Source organism: Yoonia sp. (assembly GCF_046292185.1).
Classification (GTDB): domain Bacteria; phylum Pseudomonadota; class Alphaproteobacteria; order Rhodobacterales; family Rhodobacteraceae; genus Yoonia.
The window spans coordinates 1-19,595 of the sequence record NZ_JBKBQY010000025.1; the positions used below are offsets into that span (position 1 = coordinate 1).

General features: G+C 60.1%; 19 protein-coding genes and 1 pseudogene. 15 read left to right on the forward strand and 5 right to left on the reverse strand.

What is annotated here, in order from left to right:
- Both ACK4TM_RS06595 and pyrH read right to left on the reverse strand, forming a co-directional pair.
- Nucleotides 1-93, reverse strand: a pseudogene (locus tag ACK4TM_RS06595) (ribosome recycling factor); the annotation flags it as partial.
- Between the two features lie 74 nt (nt 94-167).
- Nucleotides 168-893, reverse strand: coding sequence for a UMP kinase (gene pyrH / locus ACK4TM_RS06600; RefSeq protein ID WP_409698578.1), 726 nt, complete (start codon nt 891-893; stop codon nt 168-170).
- A 57-nt stretch (nt 894-950) separates the two neighbouring features.
- Here pyrH and miaA point away from each other — a divergent pair, with 57 nt between their 5' ends.
- The 3 genes from miaA to ACK4TM_RS06615 all read left to right on the forward strand — a co-directional run bounded on the left by miaA (nt 951) and on the right by ACK4TM_RS06615 (nt 4,515).
- The gene (gene miaA / locus ACK4TM_RS06605; protein WP_409698581.1) at nt 951-1,880 is read left to right on the forward strand and encodes a tRNA (adenosine(37)-N6)-dimethylallyltransferase MiaA; all 930 of its coding nucleotides are present in this window, start codon (nt 951-953) and stop codon (nt 1,878-1,880) included.
- Nucleotides 1,881-1,953: 73 nt separating this feature from the next.
- Complete coding sequence (locus ACK4TM_RS06610) at nt 1,954-2,769, forward strand: AraC family transcriptional regulator (RefSeq protein ID WP_409698583.1); 816 nt, start codon at nt 1,954-1,956, stop codon at nt 2,767-2,769.
- Nucleotides 2,770-2,847: 78 nt separating this feature from the next.
- Nucleotides 2,848-4,515: an ABC transporter substrate-binding protein gene (locus ACK4TM_RS06615; RefSeq protein ID WP_409698586.1), complete on the forward strand. Its 1,668-nt coding sequence runs from the start codon at nt 2,848-2,850 to the stop codon at nt 4,513-4,515.
- 2 nt (nt 4,516-4,517) lie between these two features.
- Here the strand turns inward: ACK4TM_RS06615 and ACK4TM_RS06620 are convergent, their stop codons facing one another.
- Nucleotides 4,518-5,081, reverse strand: a complete 564-nt coding sequence (locus tag ACK4TM_RS06620; RefSeq protein ID WP_409698679.1) for a lytic transglycosylase domain-containing protein — start codon at nt 5,079-5,081, stop codon at nt 4,518-4,520.
- A gap of 152 nt (nt 5,082-5,233) precedes the next feature.
- Between ACK4TM_RS06620 and ACK4TM_RS06625 the strand changes: the two genes are divergently transcribed.
- Nucleotides 5,234-5,740 carry a single-stranded DNA-binding protein gene (locus ACK4TM_RS06625; protein ID WP_409698589.1) on the forward strand — a complete coding sequence of 169 codons (507 nt, stop codon included), beginning with the start codon at nt 5,234-5,236 and terminating at the stop codon, nt 5,738-5,740.
- 6 nt (nt 5,741-5,746) lie between these two features.
- Nucleotides 5,747-6,058, forward strand: coding sequence for a hypothetical protein (locus ACK4TM_RS06630; RefSeq protein ID WP_409698592.1), 312 nt, complete (start codon nt 5,747-5,749; stop codon nt 6,056-6,058).
- Nucleotides 6,059-6,145: 87 nt separating this feature from the next.
- Here the strand turns inward: ACK4TM_RS06630 and aroB are convergent, their stop codons facing one another.
- Both aroB and ACK4TM_RS06640 read right to left on the reverse strand, forming a co-directional pair.
- Complete coding sequence (gene aroB / locus ACK4TM_RS06635; protein ID WP_409698595.1) at nt 6,146-7,255, reverse strand: 3-dehydroquinate synthase; 1,110 nt, start codon at nt 7,253-7,255, stop codon at nt 6,146-6,148.
- The gene (locus tag ACK4TM_RS06640) at nt 7,252-7,809 is read right to left on the reverse strand and encodes a shikimate kinase (protein WP_409698598.1); all 558 of its coding nucleotides are present in this window, start codon (nt 7,807-7,809) and stop codon (nt 7,252-7,254) included. Before ACK4TM_RS06640 ends, aroB begins: the two co-directional genes overlap by 4 nt.
- Nucleotides 7,810-7,959: 150 nt before the next feature.
- On the opposite strand from ACK4TM_RS06640, the gene ACK4TM_RS06645 reads away from it, so the two are divergent.
- From ACK4TM_RS06645 to ACK4TM_RS06690, 10 genes are all read left to right on the forward strand, one after another.
- The gene (locus tag ACK4TM_RS06645) at nt 7,960-8,106 is read left to right on the forward strand and encodes a hypothetical protein (RefSeq protein ID WP_409698601.1); all 147 of its coding nucleotides are present in this window, start codon (nt 7,960-7,962) and stop codon (nt 8,104-8,106) included.
- A complete protein-coding gene (locus ACK4TM_RS06650; RefSeq protein WP_409698604.1) occupies nt 8,099-9,619 on the forward strand; it encodes a hypothetical protein in 1,521 nt (506 codons plus the stop codon). The genes ACK4TM_RS06645 and ACK4TM_RS06650 overlap by 8 nt, the downstream gene beginning before the upstream one ends.
- A 14-nt stretch (nt 9,620-9,633) precedes the next feature.
- Nucleotides 9,634-10,554 carry a site-specific tyrosine recombinase XerD gene (locus ACK4TM_RS06655; RefSeq protein WP_409698682.1) on the forward strand — a complete coding sequence of 307 codons (921 nt, stop codon included), beginning with the start codon at nt 9,634-9,636 and terminating at the stop codon, nt 10,552-10,554.
- Between the two features lie 49 nt (nt 10,555-10,603).
- Entirely contained in the window at nt 10,604-11,896 is a 1,293-nt protein-coding gene (locus ACK4TM_RS06660; RefSeq protein ID WP_409698606.1) for an HlyC/CorC family transporter, read from the forward strand.
- A 91-nt stretch (nt 11,897-11,987) separates the two neighbouring features.
- A complete protein-coding gene (locus ACK4TM_RS06665; RefSeq protein WP_409698609.1) occupies nt 11,988-13,151 on the forward strand; it encodes a winged helix-turn-helix domain-containing protein in 1,164 nt (387 codons plus the stop codon).
- A 311-nt stretch (nt 13,152-13,462) separates the two neighbouring features.
- Nucleotides 13,463-14,989, forward strand: coding sequence for an ABC-F family ATP-binding cassette domain-containing protein (locus ACK4TM_RS06670; protein WP_409698612.1), 1,527 nt, complete (start codon nt 13,463-13,465; stop codon nt 14,987-14,989).
- A 211-nt stretch (nt 14,990-15,200) separates the two neighbouring features.
- On the forward strand, nt 15,201-16,232 hold the full coding sequence (locus tag ACK4TM_RS06675; protein WP_409698615.1) for a LacI family DNA-binding transcriptional regulator: 1,032 nt from the start codon (nt 15,201-15,203) through the stop codon (nt 16,230-16,232).
- Between the two features lie 293 nt (nt 16,233-16,525).
- Nucleotides 16,526-17,470, forward strand: a complete 945-nt coding sequence (locus ACK4TM_RS06680) for a sugar ABC transporter substrate-binding protein (protein WP_409698618.1) — start codon at nt 16,526-16,528, stop codon at nt 17,468-17,470.
- Nucleotides 17,471-17,565: 95 nt separating this feature from the next.
- A complete protein-coding gene (locus ACK4TM_RS06685; protein ID WP_409698621.1) occupies nt 17,566-18,642 on the forward strand; it encodes an ABC transporter permease in 1,077 nt (358 codons plus the stop codon).
- 11 nt (nt 18,643-18,653) lie between these two features.
- Entirely contained in the window at nt 18,654-19,490 is an 837-nt protein-coding gene (locus tag ACK4TM_RS06690; protein WP_409698623.1) for an ATP-binding cassette domain-containing protein, read from the forward strand.
- Nucleotides 19,491-19,595 lie beyond the last annotated feature (105 nt).

Here is a 19,595-nt window from a genome sequence, read left to right on the forward strand (position 1 = left end):
GCGCAAGGACGCCAGTTCCACCCGCAGATTGGCAATGGCCCCGTCCATGCGGCGGGCCAGATCGTCGGTATCAAGTTCAAAATCGTCAGACATGGTTTATTCTTCCTTCGCAGTCACGCTGCGTTAACTTTCTCTAGGGCAATGCTGCCCGGTTGTATAGCAAAGCGTTAGTCGCGCACGGTGGTATATGTGCCCTCGCCCGCCAAGATCCCCTTGAAGCCACCCGGTTCATCAAGCGAGAACACAATGATCGGCAGATCATTGTCGCGCGCCAGTGCAATCGCGCTGGCATCCATCACGCCCAGATGTTTCTGCAGCACCTCGTCATAGCTGACCACATCATAACGCACCGCATCGGCATGTTTGACCGGGTCCTTGTCATAGACGCCATCGACCTTGGTGCCTTTGAAGATCGCCTCGCAGTTCATTTCATTGGCGCGCAGGGTCGCGGCGGTATCAGTAGTGAAATAGGGGTTGCCGGTGCCGGCGGCAAAGATGCAGACGCGCTTTTTCTCAAGATGTCGCACGGCGCGGCGGCGGATATAGGGTTCGGCGACCTCGTTCATCGTGATCGCAGAAATCACCCGCGTATGGATGCCCAGTTCTTCCAGTGCCGATTGCATCGCCAGGGCGTTCATCACGGTGGCGATCATACCCATGTAATCGGCTGTCGTGCGTTCCATCCCCTGCGCGCTGCCCTGCAGCCCACGAAAGATATTGCCGCCGCCGATGACCATGCAAATCTCGACCCCCATGTCATGGACGGATTTGACCTCTCGCGCGACCCTTTGCACGGTGGGGGGATGCAGGCCAAAGGCAGTATCGCCCATCAGCGCCTCGCCCGAGATTTTCAGCATGACGCGTTTATAGGTGGTTTTGGCAGGGTCGGTCATGGTGTTTCCTTTGGCGCTGGTTTGGGCGCAAAATGTCGCAAAACGGGCGCGGGTTCAATGGCACTTGTCGCCTGGCGCAAGACCGGGCAGGAAAGACGCGCAATGATTACGATATCCCCAGATAAACCCGTGCTGATCGCGGGACCCACCGCATCAGGCAAATCCGCGCTGGCGCTGGACATCGCCATGCGGCAAGGCGGGGTGATCGTAAACGCCGATGCGTTGCAGGTTTTCGCGGGCTGGCGGATTTTGACGGCGCGCCCCTCCGACGCCGATCTGGCGCAGGCGGACCATGCGCTTTACGGCCATGTGCCCTATGATGCGCCCTATTCGGTAGGCCATTGGCTGCGCGATCTGGCACCCTTGCTGCAAGGGCCAAAGCGTTTGATCATCACGGGCGGCACCGGGCTGAACTTTCACGCGCTGACGCAGGGGCTGGCGGAAATCCCGCCCACACCGGATGATCTGCGCGCGCAGGCCGATCTGATCCCCCTGCCCGATCTGATCGCGGGGCTGGATGCGGTGACATTGGCCCGCATCGATGTGCAGAACCGGATGCGGGTGCAACGGGCGTGGGAGGTGCAGCAGGCCACGGGCCGGTCGTTGGCCCGTTGGCAGGACACGACGCCCGCACCTTTGCTGCCGCTGGATGCCTGTGTCGCGATCAGCGTAGATGCGCCGAAGGATTGGCTGAACGATAGGATCACCCGGCGGTTTGATCAGATGCTGGACATGGGTGCGCTTGACGAGGCGCGCGCGATGCTGCCGCATTGGGACCCTGCGCATCAGTCGTCCAGGGCGATCGGCGCGCCCGAAATGATCGCCCATCTGCAAGGACAGATGACATTGGATCAGGCGCGCGAGGCGGCGATCATCGCATCACGCCAATATGCCAAGCGCCAGCGCACATGGTTCCGCGCGCGCCACAAAGACTGGCACCAATTGTCGGGTGACGACATCAATCATTTTGCAACACTTTTATTGTAGATTGAATCGTGGATTGTGTGGGCCGGGTTTTGTCGCCAGAATCACCTTCAATTGTGCAGTAAAGGTGTATGGTATGAATGTAATGCATCAGATTCCGCCTTCCCTGGCGTTGGCACCGCTGTCGCATGGCGGTGCCGCGATGCGCTGGCGCAATGAATCGATGCGCAGCCATCCGACAGGACGGCTGATCATGGTGACAAAGGGGCAAGGCCGCGTGAATGTCGCCGGGCTGACCAGCGGCTATGGCCCCAATAACATGATCTATCTGCCGCCCCAGACCATGTATGCCCTTGATCTCAGCCCGACGACGCATGGCCATATCCTGACCCTGCCCGACAGTGATGCCTGGCCAGACCGGCCTGTGCATCTGCGGCTTCTGGATGTCTGGCACCAGAAAGAGGCGGTGCAATATCTCGAAAAGATCGAAAAGGAATTGCAATCCATCGGCGATGACAAGGCCGCACATCTCTGGGCGGGCCTGCTTGCGATCTTCGTGACCAGACAGGCGGATGCGCAGATCGCCACAGCCAGCGACAACCGCCGCGACAGCGCTGCGGCAAGGCTGGTGGCGCGCTATACCGCCCTGATCGCGCGGGATTTCCAACTGGACCGCGGTGTCGCCAGCTTTGCGCGCGAATTGGACGTGACACCGACCCATCTGGCGCGCGTCTGCCAGCAGATCGCCGGACGCTCTGCACTGGCGCTGCTGAACGACCGTATCCATTACGAGGCTTGCGTGCTGCTGCGCGATACCGACAGGCCGGTGCATGAGATTGCACAGATCCTCGGCTTTGCCTCTGCCGCCTATTTCACCCGCAGTTTTCACGAAAAGCTGGGCCAGACGCCCACCGCGTTCCGGCGCAGTCACGACAGGGTGATGGCAAAGTAATTGGGGCGGTTGGTTGACCTCATGGTATAAACTGTCCCATGTGTGCATTGTCGCCCCCAGACCCCGAAGGGACTTGCCATGACCAGACCAGACCAGACCCGGCATCCGATCGCCCGGGCCTATATCCGTGATGCCAAGGCGGGGAAACTGGACAGGCGGGCGTTTCTGGCACGGGTCACGGCGCTGGGCGTGACGGTGCCTGCGGCTTATGGGATGCTGGGGCTTGTTGCGCCTGCGCGCGCGCAGGATGAACCTGTCCCGCAAAAGGGCGGCACGATGCGGATTCAGATGGATGTGCGCCCGCTGAAGGACCCGCGCGCCTTTGACTGGCCGTATCTGTCGTATGTGACGGCGGGATGGCTGGAATATCTGGTCGAATACAACAATGACGGCACGTTCCAGCCCATGTTGCTGGACAGTTGGGACGTGAATGCCAGCGCAACAATCTATACCCTGCGCGTGCGGCCCGGCGTGACATGGAATGACGGCACGCCTTTCACCGCCGCCGATGTGGCGCGCAATATCGCAGGCTGGTGTGACACGAAGGTGCCGGGCAATTCCATGGCGGCGCGGTTCGCGGCGCTGATCGACCCGGCCACGGGACAGGCCTATGAGGGCGCGATCAGGCTGGTCGATGACCTGACCGTGCAACTGACCCTGCCGATGCCCGATATCACGCTGATCGCCGGCATGTCCGATTACCCCGCCGCGATCACACCCGCCGGGTTCGACCCGGAAACGATGCTGGATAACCCGCTGGGCACCGGCCCCTACCTGCCCGAAATCTTTACACCCGGATCGCGCGCCGTTCTGGTGCGCAATGACGCGCATGACTGGTGGGGCTATACGGCTGGCAAGGGGGCCTATCTCGACCGGATCGAATATATCGATTACGGCACCGATCCCGCCGTCGGGCTGGCCGCCGCCCGCGCGGATGAGATCGACGCCACCTATGAAACCGTGGGCGATTTCGTCGATCTGTTCACCACTATCGGGTGGGAGGAATCGGCGGTCGCCTCTTCCTCGACCATCGTGATCCGGGGCAATCAGCTTGCCGAGGTGGATGGCATCCGCCCCTATGCCGACAAACGCGTGCGTCAGGCGATTGTCATGGCCGTGGACAATGCGATCTGTCTGGAGCTGGGCTACAGCGACCGGGGCGAGGTGGCGCGCAACCAGCATGTCGGCCCGATGCATCCGGCCTGGGCCGATATCCCCGCCCTGCCGCATGACCCCGCCGCAGCGCTTGCCCTGCTGCAAGAGGCCGGGATGGCCGATTTCGAAATGGAATTGCTGTCCATCGACGATGACTGGCGCAAGAACACCGCCGATGCGGTCGCCGCCCAGTTGCGCGATGCAGGCTTTCTGGTGCGCCGCCAGTCGGTGCCGGGGACGACCTATGCCGCCAACTGGACGACCTATCCGTTTTCCGCGACAGACTGGAACCACCGTCCGCTGGATACGCAGACCCTTGCGCTGGCCTATCGGTCCGGGGCGGCCTGGAACGAAAGCGGCTTTGCCAATGACGCCTTCGACGATCTGCTGGCCAAGGCGAACGGCATCGCAAATGCCGATGCCCGCCGCCCCGTAATGGCCGAATTGCAGCGGATCATGGTGGAAGAAGCGGTGATCGTTCAGCCCTATTGGCGCACGATCTATCGCCATGCGCGGCCCGGTTTTGTCGGATGGGATGTCAATATCGCCTATCTGCCGCAGATCTATAAATTCGGGCTGGCGCGCGGATAGGGCTATTCCCCCCAGACAGCGATGACATAATCCTTGGTTTCGGCATAGGGCGGCACGCCGCCGTGGCGGCTGACAGCACCGGGGCCCGCGTTATAGGCGGCAAGCGCCAGCGGCCATGATCCGAAACTGTCGAATTGTATCCGCAGATAGCGCGCGCCGCCGTTCAGATTGCTTTCCGGATCATGCGGATCGACGCCCAGACCGCGCGCAGTGGAGGGCATCAGCTGCGCCAGCCCGATGGCACCCTTGTGCGACACCGCCTGCGGGTTCCAGCCGCTTTCGCGCTGGACCAGACGCAGGAAAAGATCCTCTGGCACGCCGTGGCGCTGGGCGGCGCTGCGCGCAAGATCCAGATATGGTCCCGACCCGCGCCCCTGATAGGGGGCAATCGCCTGCGGCACGGTGGCGCTGGGCGGTTGCAAACTGACGGAACGGGAATATTGCTGTGCAGCGCGCCCGTCCAGCACCTGTGTCTGACGTTGGAACAGGCTGTTGCGGTCCTGACCGGCAACAGCAGAGGCCGTCAACGCCACGGCAAGACCTGCCGCCGCTTTCAAATATATCATCATAATACTTTGCCTTCTAATCCTGCCATCATAGCAGATTTGCGCCCACCGGCCAAGAACCCTGTCGTTTGGCAGGCGTTAAGCCGCGCTTCACCTTGTTGTGGTAAAGATCGTCTGTCACAAAAGCGGCAACAGAATCGAAGGAGAATCCCATGGCCGGATCAGTCAACAAAGTCATTCTTATCGGCAATCTGGGTGCCGATCCGGAAGTCCGCAGCTTTCAGAACGGCGGCAAGGTGGCCAATCTGCGCATTGCCACGTCAGAGACCTGGAAAGACAAGAACACCGGCGAACGCCGCGAAAAAACCGAATGGCACACCGTCGCGATCTTTTCCGAAGGGCTGGTGCGGGTCGCGGAACAATATCTGAAAAAAGGGTCAAAGGTTTATATCGAAGGCAAGTTGCAGACCCGCAAATGGCAGGATCAGTCCGGCGCTGACCGCTATTCGACCGAGGTCGTGCTGCAAGGGATCGGCAGCACGCTGACCATGCTGGATGGCCGCAGCGAAGGCGGCGGTGGTGGCGGTTATGCCGGGGGCGGCAGCAGCGGTGGCAATCAGGGCGGTTATGACGACGGCGGCTATGGCAGCAGTAGCGGCGGCGGCGGGCGCGGCGCGCCATCCGGTGGCAGCGATATGGATGATGAAATCCCGTTCTGATCCGTGATGCAGCTTGCACATGAATGGCAGATCCTGATCGTGAATGGCGTCATCCTCGGGATCGCCTATCTGGGCATATTTCCGGGCCTGCGCGAAAAGACCCTGCCGAAGATCATGCAGGTCGATCTGGTGCTGTCTGCCTTGGCGCTGAGCGTCGCGGGGGCCTTGTTCTGGGGATCAGGTTTTCAGTTCAACCTGTTGTTATTCAACAGTAATTGGGCTGTCTTTGCCATCGTGACACTGATGCTGATGGAAGCACCGCTCTTCTATCTTTTTGCCCGCAAATACGGGATCAGCCTGACGCGCGAGGATGGCTGATCCGCCCGCTGCGCGGGAGTATTCGGGGAAATAAGAAGCGGCGGCTTGCCCGTGGGAAAGGTCTTGGCCAGTCACCCGCGACGATGTTCAGGCCCGCAACGCATCCTGCAGCAGGCCCAGCACCGCCTCGCCCGACACATCCGATGTGATGAAAGCCTCCCCGATGCCGCGCACCAGAATGAACCGCAGCTTGCCGTTCTGCACCTTCTTATCCTGCCCCATCAGATCCAGCAGCGCCTCTGCCCCCGGCAGATCGCCTTGGATGTCGCGGATATCGACCTTCATGCCCATGGCGCGCAGATGGGCGCGGACACGGCTGGGATCTTCCTGAGAGCACAGGCCCAGACGGGCGGACAGTTCAAACGCCAGCGCACAACCGATGGCCACGCCTTCGCCATGCAACAGCCGGTCGGAATAGCCGGTCGCGGATTCCAGCGCGTGACAGAAGGTATGACCAAGGTTCAGCAGCGCGCGGTCGCCCTGTTCGGTTTCGTCGCGTCGGACGATATCGGCCTTCATCTCGCAGGACCGGGTCACGGCGCGCACCCGCGCGTCCATATCACCTGCGGCCATGGCCGGTGCGGATTGTTCCAGCCAGTCAAAGAACGCGGCATCGCCCAACAGCCCGTATTTGACCACCTCACCATAGCCCGCCAGAAAATCGCGCGCAGGCAAGGTGCCCAGCAGGTCGGTATCAGCCAACACCAGGGCGGGTTGATGAAAGGCGCCCACAAGGTTCTTGCCATGCGGCGAATTGATCCCGGTCTTGCCGCCGACGGAACTGTCGACCTGCGCCAGCAGGCTGGTCGGGATCTGCACGAACCGCACGCCGCGCCGTAGGATCGCGGCGGCGAAACCCGCCAGATCGCCGATCACCCCGCCGCCAAAGGCGATGACAAGGTCGCGCCGTTCCACCTTTTGCGCCAGCAGCCATTCGGTGACATGTTCCAGTTGCGCCCAGCTTTTCGTAGCCTCGCCGGGTGGCAGCGCCAGCGCAGCAGACGTCAGGCCAGCGGCGGACAGTGCCGCCTGCAACGCCGCCAGATGCAGCGCCGCGACGTTTTCATCAGTGACGATACAGACATGCCGCCGGCCGCCCAAGGCCGCCAGATGCGCCCCCGCCTGCGCGATCAGACCGGGGCCGATGTGGATATCATAGGCCCTGCCGGGCAGGTCGACATGAACTGATGCGGTCATAATGTTTCCAGAATATCGGGGCGGCTGGCCAGAAGGCGCAGCGCGCTTTGGGTGGTATCCTCGATTGAGGCGTGAAAACCGATCGGCAGGCGCAGACCGGCCTGCGCGTAAAAATCGCGCCGTTCATCCAGCAGGCGCGCCAGCGTGCCTCTGGGGTCGGGCGTGCGCAGCAGCGGGCGCGTGTCCTTGTGCCGGACCCGTTCCCACAGCGTTTCAAGATCAGCATCCAGCCAGATCGCCACCGCGTCGCGCGCGATCATGTCGCGGTTTTCGGCGGCGAGAAAAGCCCCGCCGCCGGTGGAAATGATCCCCGGCGTGCCTGCCAGCAGACGGCGCAGCACCTCGGTTTCGCGCAGGCGAAAGAACGCCTCGCCGTCGCGGGCAAAGATTTCGGCAATGCTCAGGGCGGCGGCTTCTTCGATGGCGCTGTCGCTGTCCACGAAAGGCACATTGAGCGCGACCGCCAGCGACCGCCCGATCGCGGTCTTGCCCGACCCCATCATGCCCACCAACACCACCTTGCGCTTGAGCCGATATGCTGCCCCCGGCGCCATGCCGTCCCCTTTGCTGCCTTCTCGGCCACCTGATGCCGAATTGTAAGATTTCTGAATGAATGCCGTGATATTGTCTGAAAGACCATATATAAACCGTTGTGAAGGTGGCGTTCAGACCACATATCAGGGCAAAGCAGATCGGGGCAGGCAATGTGGCGGCTATTCAAGGTGTTATTCTTTCTACTTGTCCTGATCACGGTCGGGTTCATGGCCTATGCCTATGTCGGGCCCCTGCTGTTCCCCGCCGATTTCGCGGCCCCCGCACAAGAGGTCATCCGCCCTGTCACGCTTGACTGATACCTTTCTTCCGGCGGCGATTCTGGTGCTTGCCACGGGCTCTGCGCTGGCGCAGGACCCTTTGTCGTCTATCGACTGGTTATCGGCCGAGGCGGCGACGGTCACGTCGCCAGATGAAACCCCGGTGACCGACAGCGCCGTCGCGCCCGAGATCAGCGTGACCCCGCTGGACCGTCTGTCCAAGGACCCGGTCGGCCTGCTACCGTCGGATGTGACGGGACTGCCCAGCAATATCTGGGCCGCGAGCCGCGAAGACACGCTGGTCGCGCTGGTGGGCGAGGAACGCCGCGAATCGCTGCCCGCGATCCGGGAATTCATCAAGGTCCTGATGCTGGCAGAGGCCGATCCACCGATGGGCGCCGGGGCCGATGGCGCCCTGTTTCTGGCGCGGGTGGACAAGCTGGTCGAACTGGGCGCGGTCGAACAGGCCAAGGCGCTGATCGAACTGGCCGAGCCTGATACAGCGCCGGTGTTCCAGCGCTGGTTCGAGGTATCACTGCTGATGGGCACCGAAGATGCCGCCTGCCGTGTAATGAATGACACGCCTGCGCTGGCACCTGATTATCTGTCGCGCGTGTTCTGTCAGGCGCGGGGCGGCGAATGGGCGGTCGCGGTTCTGTCGCTGAACACGCATCGCGTGCTGGGCGATATCACCGATACCGAAAACGATGTGCTGTCCCGGTTCCTGGACCCGGAATTGTTCGAAGGCGAACCGCCGCTGGCGCAGCCGCAAAACGTCACCCCATTGCTGTTCCGCCTGTATGAGGCATTTGGCGAACCGCTTGTCACGTCGAACCTGCCTTTGGCCTTTTCGCATGCCGATCTGCGCGGCAACAATGCCTGGAAGGCGCAACTGGAAGCCGCCGAAAGGCTGGCCCGCCAGGGGGCCGTGTCGGAAAACGTGTTGCAGAATTTCTATACCGCGCGCACGCCCGCCGCCTCTGGCGGAATATGGGACCGGGCGGCGGCGGTGATCCGGTTGGATAATGCCGTGACGGCAGAGGACGCGCAGGCGGTGTCGCGCCATCTGCCCGCCGCTTGGGACGCGATGAAACAGGCCCGGACCGAGGTGCCTTTTGCCAAGCTTTACAGCGATGCCCTGCAAGCGATGGTTCTGACGGGCGAGGCGCGCGATATCACCTATCGCATCGGATTGTTGTCATCCGATTATGAACGCGTGGCGGATGATCTGATCGCTGCCGATGATGGGTTTGACCCGTTCCTGATCGCCATCGCCAAGGGGAAGCCGCAGGATGTGCCCGTCAGGGCGCCGCGCGCCCTGGCGATACAGGCGGCCTTTGCCGGATCGCCCGCGCCCACCGATCTGCAGAATCTGGTCGCCAATGGCAAAACCGGCGAAGCGATGCTGCGCGCCGTCATCCTGTTCAACGAAGGCTATGCCGGCGATGCCAGATCGCTGACCGATGCCCTGGCGCTGTTCCGGCTGGTCGGGCTGGAAGACGTGGCGCGCCGTGCCGCGTTGCAATTGATGATACTGGACCGGGCGACGTGACAGCCCCCGCCGCCATGGCCCGCTGGGTGCAGACGTTTCTGCAGGCGCAGGCGGCGGAACTGGATGCGGCGACGAATACGCAACTGGCCTATGCGCGCGATCTGCAGGGCTTTGCCGCATGGCTGGCCGACCGTGGCCTGCATTTCCTGCAGGTGACGCAGGACCAGATCGAAAGCTATCTGATCGATTGCGAGGCCGAGGGGCTGGCAAAGGCCACGCGCGCGCGGCGGTTGTCGGCGATCAGGCAATTGTTCCGCTTTGCCTTTGACGAAGGCTGGCGCGCCGATAATCCCGCGCTGCAGATCAAGGGGCCGGGGCGCGCACAGCGCCTGCCCAAGACGCTGGACCTGGGTGAAGTGGACCGTCTGCTGGATGCCGCCCGCGCCAGCAAACGCGACGCGCTGCGCAATACCTGCCTGATGGAACTGCTTTATGCCACAGGCATGCGGGTCACCGAACTGGTCAGCCTGCCGGTTTCAGCGGCGCGCGGCGATCCGCGGATGTTGCTGGTGCGCGGCAAGGGCGGCAAGGAACGGCTGGTGCCGCTGTCGCCCCCTGCCCGCGCGGCCATGGCGGATTATCTGGTCGCACGCGACGCCGCAGAAGAACTGGCGCGCAAGGCCGGCAAACCTGCGTCGAAATACCTGTTCCCATCGCATGGCAAGGCGGGCCATCTGACGCGGCACCGTTTCTTTGCGCTGATCAAGGAATTCGCGGTCACGGCGGGTATATCGCCCAGCCGGGTCACACCGCATGTCCTGCGCCACGCCTTTGCCACGCATCTGCTGGCGGGCGGTGCCGATCTGCGGTCGATCCAGACGATGCTGGGCCATGCCGACATTGCCACGACCGAGATTTATACCCATGTGCTTGACGCGCGGCTGACAGAGCTGGTTCTGCAACATCACCCGCTTGCAAAATCCGACAAGCCTTGATCTGGCAGCGCGCGCGGTGGATAAACAGCAAAACACCTGAAAGCATCTGATGGAACCCGCGATATTCGACGCTACCTTCTGGGCCACGGCCGGGGCTATCGCCCTGCTATTGGTCTTCTCGGCCTTCTTTTCCGGTTCTGAAACCGCGCTGACGGCCGCATCGCGCGGCAAATTGCGATCCATGGCGGATAAAGGATCAAAGGGTGCCGAACAGGCGCTGATCGTGACCGAAGATAACGAACGGCTGATCGGCTCGGTTCTGCTTGGCAATAACGTCGTCAATATTCTGGCGACATCTTTGGCCACGGCGCTGCTGACCACCGTATTCGGCCAGAATGGCGTCGCCGCCGCGACCTTGATCATGACGCTGCTGGTGCTAATCTTTTCCGAGGTGCTGCCGAAAACCGTGGCGATCACAAATCCTGAAAAAGTGTCCTCGCTTGTCGCCCGCCCGATCAAGGTGATTGTATTGGTGTTTTCACCTGCCGTGACCGCCGTGCGGTTTCTGGTGCGCGGTGTGCTGTATGTCTTCGGCGTGCGCACCGATCCCAACAGCAATATCCTTGCCGTGCGCGAGGAAATCGCCGGTGCCCTGCAACTGGGCCATTCCGAAGGCTGGGTCGAAAAGGAAGACCGCGACAGGGTGCTTGGCGCGCTTGACCTGAATGAACGCACCGTGGAAGAGGTGATGCTGCACCGTTCCGGCATCGAAATGGTCGATGCGGCGCTGCCAGCGGATGATATTCTGGCGCAGATTTTGCAAAGCCAGCACACCCGCCTGCCGCTTTACCGCGACAATCCCGAAAATATCGTCGGCGTGATCCATGCCAAGGATCTGCTGCGCGCCATGCATAAACTGCTTGGCGGTGGCGCGGAGGGACTGGCCGCCTTTGACGTGATGCGTGTGGCGATGCCGCCCTATTTCGTGCCGGAAACCACGACATTGGGCGATCAGATGCGCAATTTTCTGAAACGAAAGACGCATTTTGCGCTGGTCGTGGATGAATATGGCGGGTTGGAAGGGCTGATCACGCTTGAAGACATTCTCGAAGAAATCGTGGGCGAGATCGCCGATGAATTCGACGATCCCGAAGAAGACCAGATCGAGGCGACGGCGGACGGGGCCTATATCGTCGATGGCGGCATCACGATCCGCGACCTGAACCGCGCCCATGACTGGCAATTGCCCGATGAAGAGGCAAATACCGTCGCCGGTCTGGTGATCCACGAGGCGCAGACGATCCCGGTGGTCGGACAGGTGTTTTCGTTCCACGGCTTCCGGTTCGAGGTGCTGGCGAAGGAAGAAAACCGCATCGCGACGCTGAAAATCCGTAAGCTTTAGCGAGGGCATGAGGCCCCGTGTCAGATGCCGGGCGAAACCGACTTTCGTGTCATATCGCTGACCCAAAGAGAACCTCAGGGGATTGACTGGTGTGGGCCGACTGAAAATCGATAATCCGACGGCCCGTGTCCTGTGGCTTTCGTCGCATGGTTTGGCGCAGGCCCCTACGGGTGCTTTGGACACATTGGGCCTGATCAAGCTTTTGGGGTTTGTGCAGCTTGACACGATCCAGGTTGTTTCCCGCGCCCATCACCATATTCTGTGGAGCCGGAACCAGAATTACCGCGAACCGATGCTTGACCCCTTGCTGCGCAGCCAGCGGCAGGTCTTTGAACATTTCACGCATGACGCCTCGGTCCTGCCGATGGAATTCCTGCCGATGTGGCAGCGCCAGTTTCAACGGAAGCGCGAAGAGGTAGCGCGATCGAACTGGTTCGGCCGACATCTTGACCCTGATCTGATCGCCGCCGTGAAACGGCGCATCACGGAAGAAGGCCCTCTTTGCACGCAACATTTCGACACGAAGGTCGTGGGTGAAAAAGCCATGTGGGCGCGTCCACCGCACAAGATGGTGCTCGACTACCTCTGGTATGCAGGCGAGCTGGCGACATCGCATCGCAACGGTGTGACGAAATTCTATGATCTTGCCGAACGCGTCTTCCCTCAGGACTTGCCGATCCTCACGGATGAGGCGCAGATCACGCAGCTTTGTCGCGCAGCACTGGACCGCATCGGGTTCGGAACACTGGCGGAAATCCGCAAATTCTGGGCGGCCTGTGACGTTGATGAAGTCAGGGCCTGGGCAGAACGTGATGCGGCAAACCTGATCGAAGTCGAGATCGAGGGGGCAGATCGCAACTGGACCAAGGCCGTTGCCTGTGCTGATATTGAAGACCGGATCAGGAACTTGAAGGATCCGACGTCCCGGCTCCGCATCCTGAACCCGTTCGACCCCGCCATCCGTGATCGCACCCGCCTCGCCAGATTGTTCGGATTTGACTACACGGTCGAAATGTTTGTCCCCGAGGCGAAACGCAAATGGGGATATTACGTCTATCCACTGCTGGAAGGCAGCCGTTTCGTTGGCCGCATCGAAGCCAGGGGCAACCGCGCGAACAGCACCCTGACGTTGTCGCGGCTTTGGACAGAGAACCAGCGCCCTGTCTTGGGCAATCGCCTGATGAAAGTCGAAGCAGAACTGACACGCTTTGCCAAACTCGCGGGGCTAGACCACGTGGTTAACTTATTGCGATGACGTCGCAGGAAAGGGCGCTGAATCTTCAGTAGGCGCAACGAAGGTGTCAGACTGACGAGAGACGGCACAAGGGCGTCTTACCACTCGCGCTGCGCGGCTCTTGCGAATTCTGGCCATGTTTCTTAAACCCGGGTTATCGGTCACAATTTCACAACGGGAGGGCACAAGCTGAGCATGCGTATCATCCGCCGACTTCAGCATGGTCCCCGTTTCGCCCTGTAAATGCGTTTGCAGGGCTGACCCGAGACACGACATCTCAATCGGTCTGCCCGGATGCCGCTTTGCGGCGACCTTTTTTGATCGAGTTTCCAATGACAATTCTGAACATCAATGCTTTGGGCGTGACCCTTGGCGATAGTCTTTTCAAAAACCTGACCCTGACGATTTCCAAAGGCGACCGCATCGGCTTGGTCGCTGCGAACGGACGCGGAAAAACGACGCTGCTGGAATGTCTTGCAGGCATGTCTGACCAGACCACCGGAGATATCGTCCGCGCGCGTGGATTGCGCGTCGGATTTGTCACCCAGAACATACCCGACGCGGCCCAATCCCGCACGCTATATGAATGGGTGTTGGCGGCCCTTCCCGCCGAACAGGCAGAATATGAAAGCTGGCGGGTGGATGTCGTGCTGGACGACCTGAGCGTGCCCTTTGAAGTGCAGCACAAACCACTGCATGCGTTAAGCGGCGGATGGCAGCGCACGGCGATGCTGGCAGCGGCATGGATTGTCGAACCCGATGTGCTGCTGCTGGATGAACCCACCAACCATCTGGACCTGACGCGTATCGGATTGTTGCAGACGTGGCTTGCCGATTTGCCGCGCGATGTTCCCGTTGTCATGACCTCGCATGACAGGGCGTTTCTGGATGCCACGACCAACCGGACGCTGTTTCTGCGTGCCGAAAATTCGCGGGTGTTTCAGCTTCCGTTTACGGCGGCCCGCGCCGCGCTCGACGAAGCAGACGCTGCGGACGAGCGGCGCTTTGCGAATGATCTGAACAAGGCGCAGCAATTGCGCAAACAGGCTGCAAAGCTGAAAAATGTCGGCATCAATTCCGGGTCTGATCTGCTGATCACAAAGACAAAGCAGCTCAACGAACGCGCCGCGCGGATCGAGGAGGCCGCAAAGCCTGCCTACCAAGACTGCAGTGCAGGTGAAATCAGGCTGGCAAACAGCGGCACTCATGCCAAGGCACTGGTGACGCTGGATGATGTATCCGTCGCAACGCCGGATGGCAGGTTGCTCTATAAAACCGGACAAAAATGGATCTTACCCGGCGATCGCATCGTGTTGCTTGGGTCCAATGGCACCGGGAAAACCCGGCTGATCACGTTGATACACCATGCGCTGGATGGGTCCGGTGGTGCCGTAAAATGCGCGCCCACGGTCATCCCGGCATATTCCGACCAGCATCTGAGCCTTCTTTCTGACACTGACACGCCCATGACGGCTGTGACCCGACAATTTGACATAGGCGATCAACGCGCGCGCGCCGTTCTGGCAGGTGCGGGTGTGTCCATACAGATGCAAGACACCAAGATCGGCGCATTGTCAGGTGGGCAGAAAGCGCGTCTGGCGATGCTGATTTTACGCCTTAAGAACCCAAATTTCTATCTGCTTGATGAGCCAACAAACCATCTTGATATCGAGGGTCAGGAAGCACTGGAGGACGAGCTGATTGCGCGGGGTGCGTCATGCCTGCTGGTCAGCCATGACCGCAGCTTTCTGCGCAATGTCGGCAATCGGTTCTGGTGGATCAACGGCAGGAAGCTGGAAGAGGTGGAAAGCCCTGAACCTTTCCTGAACCAAGAAACGGGCGCGCGGGCGACATCTTAGGCCAACCTTGGACGATGACTGCGGCGACCGTTGCAGGGCGGCTGTCTGCTCGACATATCAGCAAGCCGTTCACCGCAATAATCGCCAAAACCCCTACCTGATGCAACAGTCCATCGAGATCCATATGATCGAGAATTGCCGATCGGGGTTCAGTTGCGCTTGCGATACAAACGCATGCACCACTATGATGTTTTCACATCAGGAGTGAAGCATGCCATCACGACCAACAATCAAGGAACTTGCAAAAGAAGCGGGGGTCAGCACCGCTACCGTGGACCGCGTGCTCAGCGGGCGGATCGAGGTACGCGCGGAAACCGCAAGAAAGGTTGCGGATGCTGCGCACCGCATCGGATATCATGCGCGCGGCCTGATCGATCAGCGGCTTGCGCCCTCGGTGCCGAAAATGAAGCTTGGTTTTGTGCTGCACAAAGGCAAGCAGGAATTCTATCAGAATTTTGCACGCGAGATCGAAAAAGCAGTGGCGAGTCGCCGTGACATCCACGGCAAGGCGATCATCCGTTTTTCAGCCGACCAGTCCCCGAATGGGTTCCTGCAGGAAATCAATGCAATCTGTGATCAGATCGACGTGCTGGCCAGTTCCGCCGTCAATCATCAAAGCATCACGCGCGAAGTGCAGCGCCTGAAGGACAACGGCGTTCCGACATTTGCTGTGCTGAACGATTTTGCCCAAGGCGTACGTGAAAACTATCTTGGCCTCAACAACATGCAAATGGGGCGACTGGCGGCGTGGATGATCGTAAAGACCCAGCGCCAGCCCGGCAAGATCGCGGTCTTTGTAGGGGGCAACCGCTGGCACGGCCACCAATTGCGCGAAACCGGCTTTCGGAGCTATGCCCGGGAAAATGCGCCTGAGTCGTGGGTCCTCGATACGCTTGTGAACCTGGAAACGCGCAATCTGACGCATGAGGCGACCATCGACCTTCTGGCGCGACACCCGGACCTGCGCGGAATCTATGTTGCAGGCGGCGGTATGGAAGGCGCGATTGCCGCGCTGCGCGAAACACGTCCGCCGGAAAAGGTGGCATTGGTGGTGAATGAACTGACAGAAGACAGTCGCGCAGCGCTGGCGGATGGCTATGTCACGATGGTTATTTCGACCCCGCTTGCACAATTATGCGCAGATTTGGTGGACCAGATGATCAACGCTGTCCGGTCAGGTTTCGGGAACATGCACGGCCAGCATTTTCTTGAACCGCGGTTGTATCTGCCTGAATCGATCTGACATCGCGCTAAATGATGTAAAAACATCATTTAGCGACATTATTTCACATCACAAATGACGCATAATGCAGTGCTCATGATTGACGTAACCGTCTCATCGTGGGCACAAACACGAGGCCGATGGCGGCTGCGTTCAGCGGTCATGGCAAAACGGGGAGGAACATCTGTGACACAAACGCGTGCCGCGCAGTTTGGTCGCGCACGACCGGTCATGTTCCATATGACAGACGCTGCATTTGCAGACTTCCGGTTCAAACGGGTGCGCCGGACACCGAAAATGGGAGGATATCTATAATGAAGAATTTCTTTGCCGGCACGACTGTCGCCATGCTGATGACGACATCTGCGATGTCAGAAACGATCGGCGTGTCGATGGCGCTGTTTGATGACAACTTCCTGACGGTTTTGCGCAACGGGATGATCGCACAGGTCAGTGGTATGGACGGAATCGATATCCAGGTCGAAGACGCGCAGAACGATGTCGGACGGCAACTGGATCAGATCAACAACTTTATCGCCTCTGGCGTGGATGCAATCATCGTCAATCCCGTTGATACCTCAGCGACACAGGCGATGTCGAACGCCGCAGCATCAGCTGGTGTGCCGCTCGTTTTCGTGAACCGCGAACCTGTGAATGTCGATACTCTGCCAGAAAACCAGGCCTTTGTCGCATCCGACGAACGCGAATCCGGCACGCTTCAGACGATCGAAGTCTGTGACATTTTGGCGGCAAATGGCACCGACCCCGCCCGAGTTTATGTGATGATGGGCGAATTGTCGAACCAAGCCGCCGTGGTGCGCACGCAGGATATCGACGATGTCATCGCCGCTGGCCAATGTGCTGTTGAATTTCAGCAGATCGACCGTCAGACGGCGAACTGGTCGCGTGACGAAGCGCAGGATTTGATGACCAACTGGTTGTCCACCGGTGAACCTTTCGATGCGCTGATCTCCAATAATGATGAAATGGCCATCGGGGCGATCCAGGCCATGAAGGCCGCGGGCATCAGCATGGACGATGTGGTTGTTGCCGGTATTGACGCCACACAGGACGCGCTCTTGGCGATGGCTGCGGGCGAACTTGACGTGACGGTGTTCCAGGATGCGGCAGGTCAGGGTTCGGGCGCCATCGACGCGGCCCTGAAGCTGGCAGCGGGCGAGGACGTGGACACGCGCGTCTATGTGCCCTTTCAGCTGGTCACTCCTGACAACATGGCCGACTTCACGAGCAGAAACTGATCGCACGTTCGAATGTCACATTGTGACGGCGCGGGTCTGCGCCGTCACCGCGACTGCCGGACGACATCGGTGGCTACCCGGAGGAGGAGTGCCAAATGGCGATATCATCACATGGAATTGGCGGACTGACCTTCGATACGTCGAAGCGGAACATGCCGCAAGAGGTCGGAGTTGCCATCGCGCTCGTCCTGATCGTCGTCGTGTTCGAACTGCTTGGGCGGTTTGTCATGAACGACAGCTTTCTGTTCAACACCCGTGACAATGTTGACGGATTTTTCAATACGGCACGGCTTCAGATCATCATTCTTCAGGTATCGATCATCGGAATTATCGCGCTCGGCGTCACGCAGGTCATCATCACCGGCGGCATTGACCTGAGTTCCGGCTCCATTGTTGGCGCGACGGCCATGATCGCCATGAGCTTCGCCCAGGTGGGAGAAATCAACGGGATGGAGAATACCCGCGCCATTTTCCTTGCGCAGGGTATTGTGGACATGCCCGTGATCTTGCCGATTACTGTCGGGCTGGCATGTGGTCTTTTGGCGGGGGTGATCAATGGTGCGCTTGTTGCCTATACACGCATTCCGCCTTTCATCGCCACGCTGGGGATGATGGTGTCGGCGCGCGGTGCCGCCAAATGGTGGACGGCAGGGCAGCCCGTGTCCTTCCCAACCGAGAGCTATGCCGCCATCGGTTCAGGCATGATGCCGGTCTACATCTTTGCCTTTCTGGCAATCATGTTCCACCTGATCCTGAAGTACACAGTCTACGGCAAGCACACCTATGCCATCGGCTCGAATGAGGCCGCAGCGCGTATGTCGGGCATCAAAGTCGCGCGTCACAAGGTGATGGTCTATGCCATTGCCGGGCTTCTGGCCGGCGTCGCTGCGCTTGTGCTCAGCGCCAAGAACCTGACAGCACAGGCCGGCATGGGGATGATGTACGAACTCGACGCCATCGCGATGGCGGTCATCGGTGGCATTTCCTTGCAGGGGGGGCGCGGATCGATCATCGGCACGGTTCTGGGTGCAATGATCTTCGGTGTCATCATCTCCGGGTTCACGTTTCTCCGGCTTGACGCCTACTACCAAGAAATGGTGAAGGGCGCGATCATCGTAGGGGCCGTCGTGCTCGACCAGTGGCGGCAACGCCGCCCGTCAGCAGCACAGTGAGGGAGGGAAAAATGCCAAGTGATATCCAGACTGCTATTTCGGGCGCAGATGCACCTCAGGCAAACCACCCGGCAGGTGACGTGATCCTGCGGACTGAAGGGCTGACAAAGCATTACGGCGGTGTGCACGCCCTGACCGGTTGCAACTTTGAAATCCACAAAGGCGAGCATGTTGCCATCATGGGCGACAACGGAGCAGGCAAATCGACCTTCGTCCGCCAGATCACCGCCGTGGAAAAGCGCACGGCAGGCCGCATCTGGTTCGATGGCCGCTATGTCGAATTCGAAGGCCCGCTGGATGCACGCGAGGCGGGGATCGAAACCGTTTTCCAGACCCTCGCGCTGGCGGACCATCTTGATGTGCCAGACAATCTTTTCCTTGGCAGGGAGAAGATCCTGTTCAACCTCGGCCCATTCTCGATCCTTGACTACAAGGGAATGCGCGAGGCCACGCTTCGCGGACTGGAAAAGACCGGGGTAAAAATTCCCAACATCAACAACACGATCCAGAACATGTCCGGTGGCCAACGCCAATGCGTCGCAATCGCGCGCACCGCCACCTTTCATTCCAAGCTGACCATCATGGACGAACCCACGGCGGCCCTTGGCGTGCAGGAAACGCGCCAGGTCGAAGAGATTATCCGCACTCTCAAACAACAGGGTGAACCTCTGATCCTGATCAGCCACAACATGCGGCAGGTAATGGATCTTTGCGACCGTATCGTCGTGTGGCGGCGCGGACGGGTCGTGGCGAACCTGCGCAAAGAGGAAACGGACGGACAGGACGTGGTCGCCTATATCACTGGCGCCAAGACCCAGCCGGAATTCGACATCCCAGATGCGGTCTGAGCCCGCCAATGCGGTCTGGCCCGCGGGTCTGACCATACATCAACACCAGGATTCAGACGTGGGCAAAGGCAACGTCATGAATCCCTTGTTATCCTGAGGACGAAT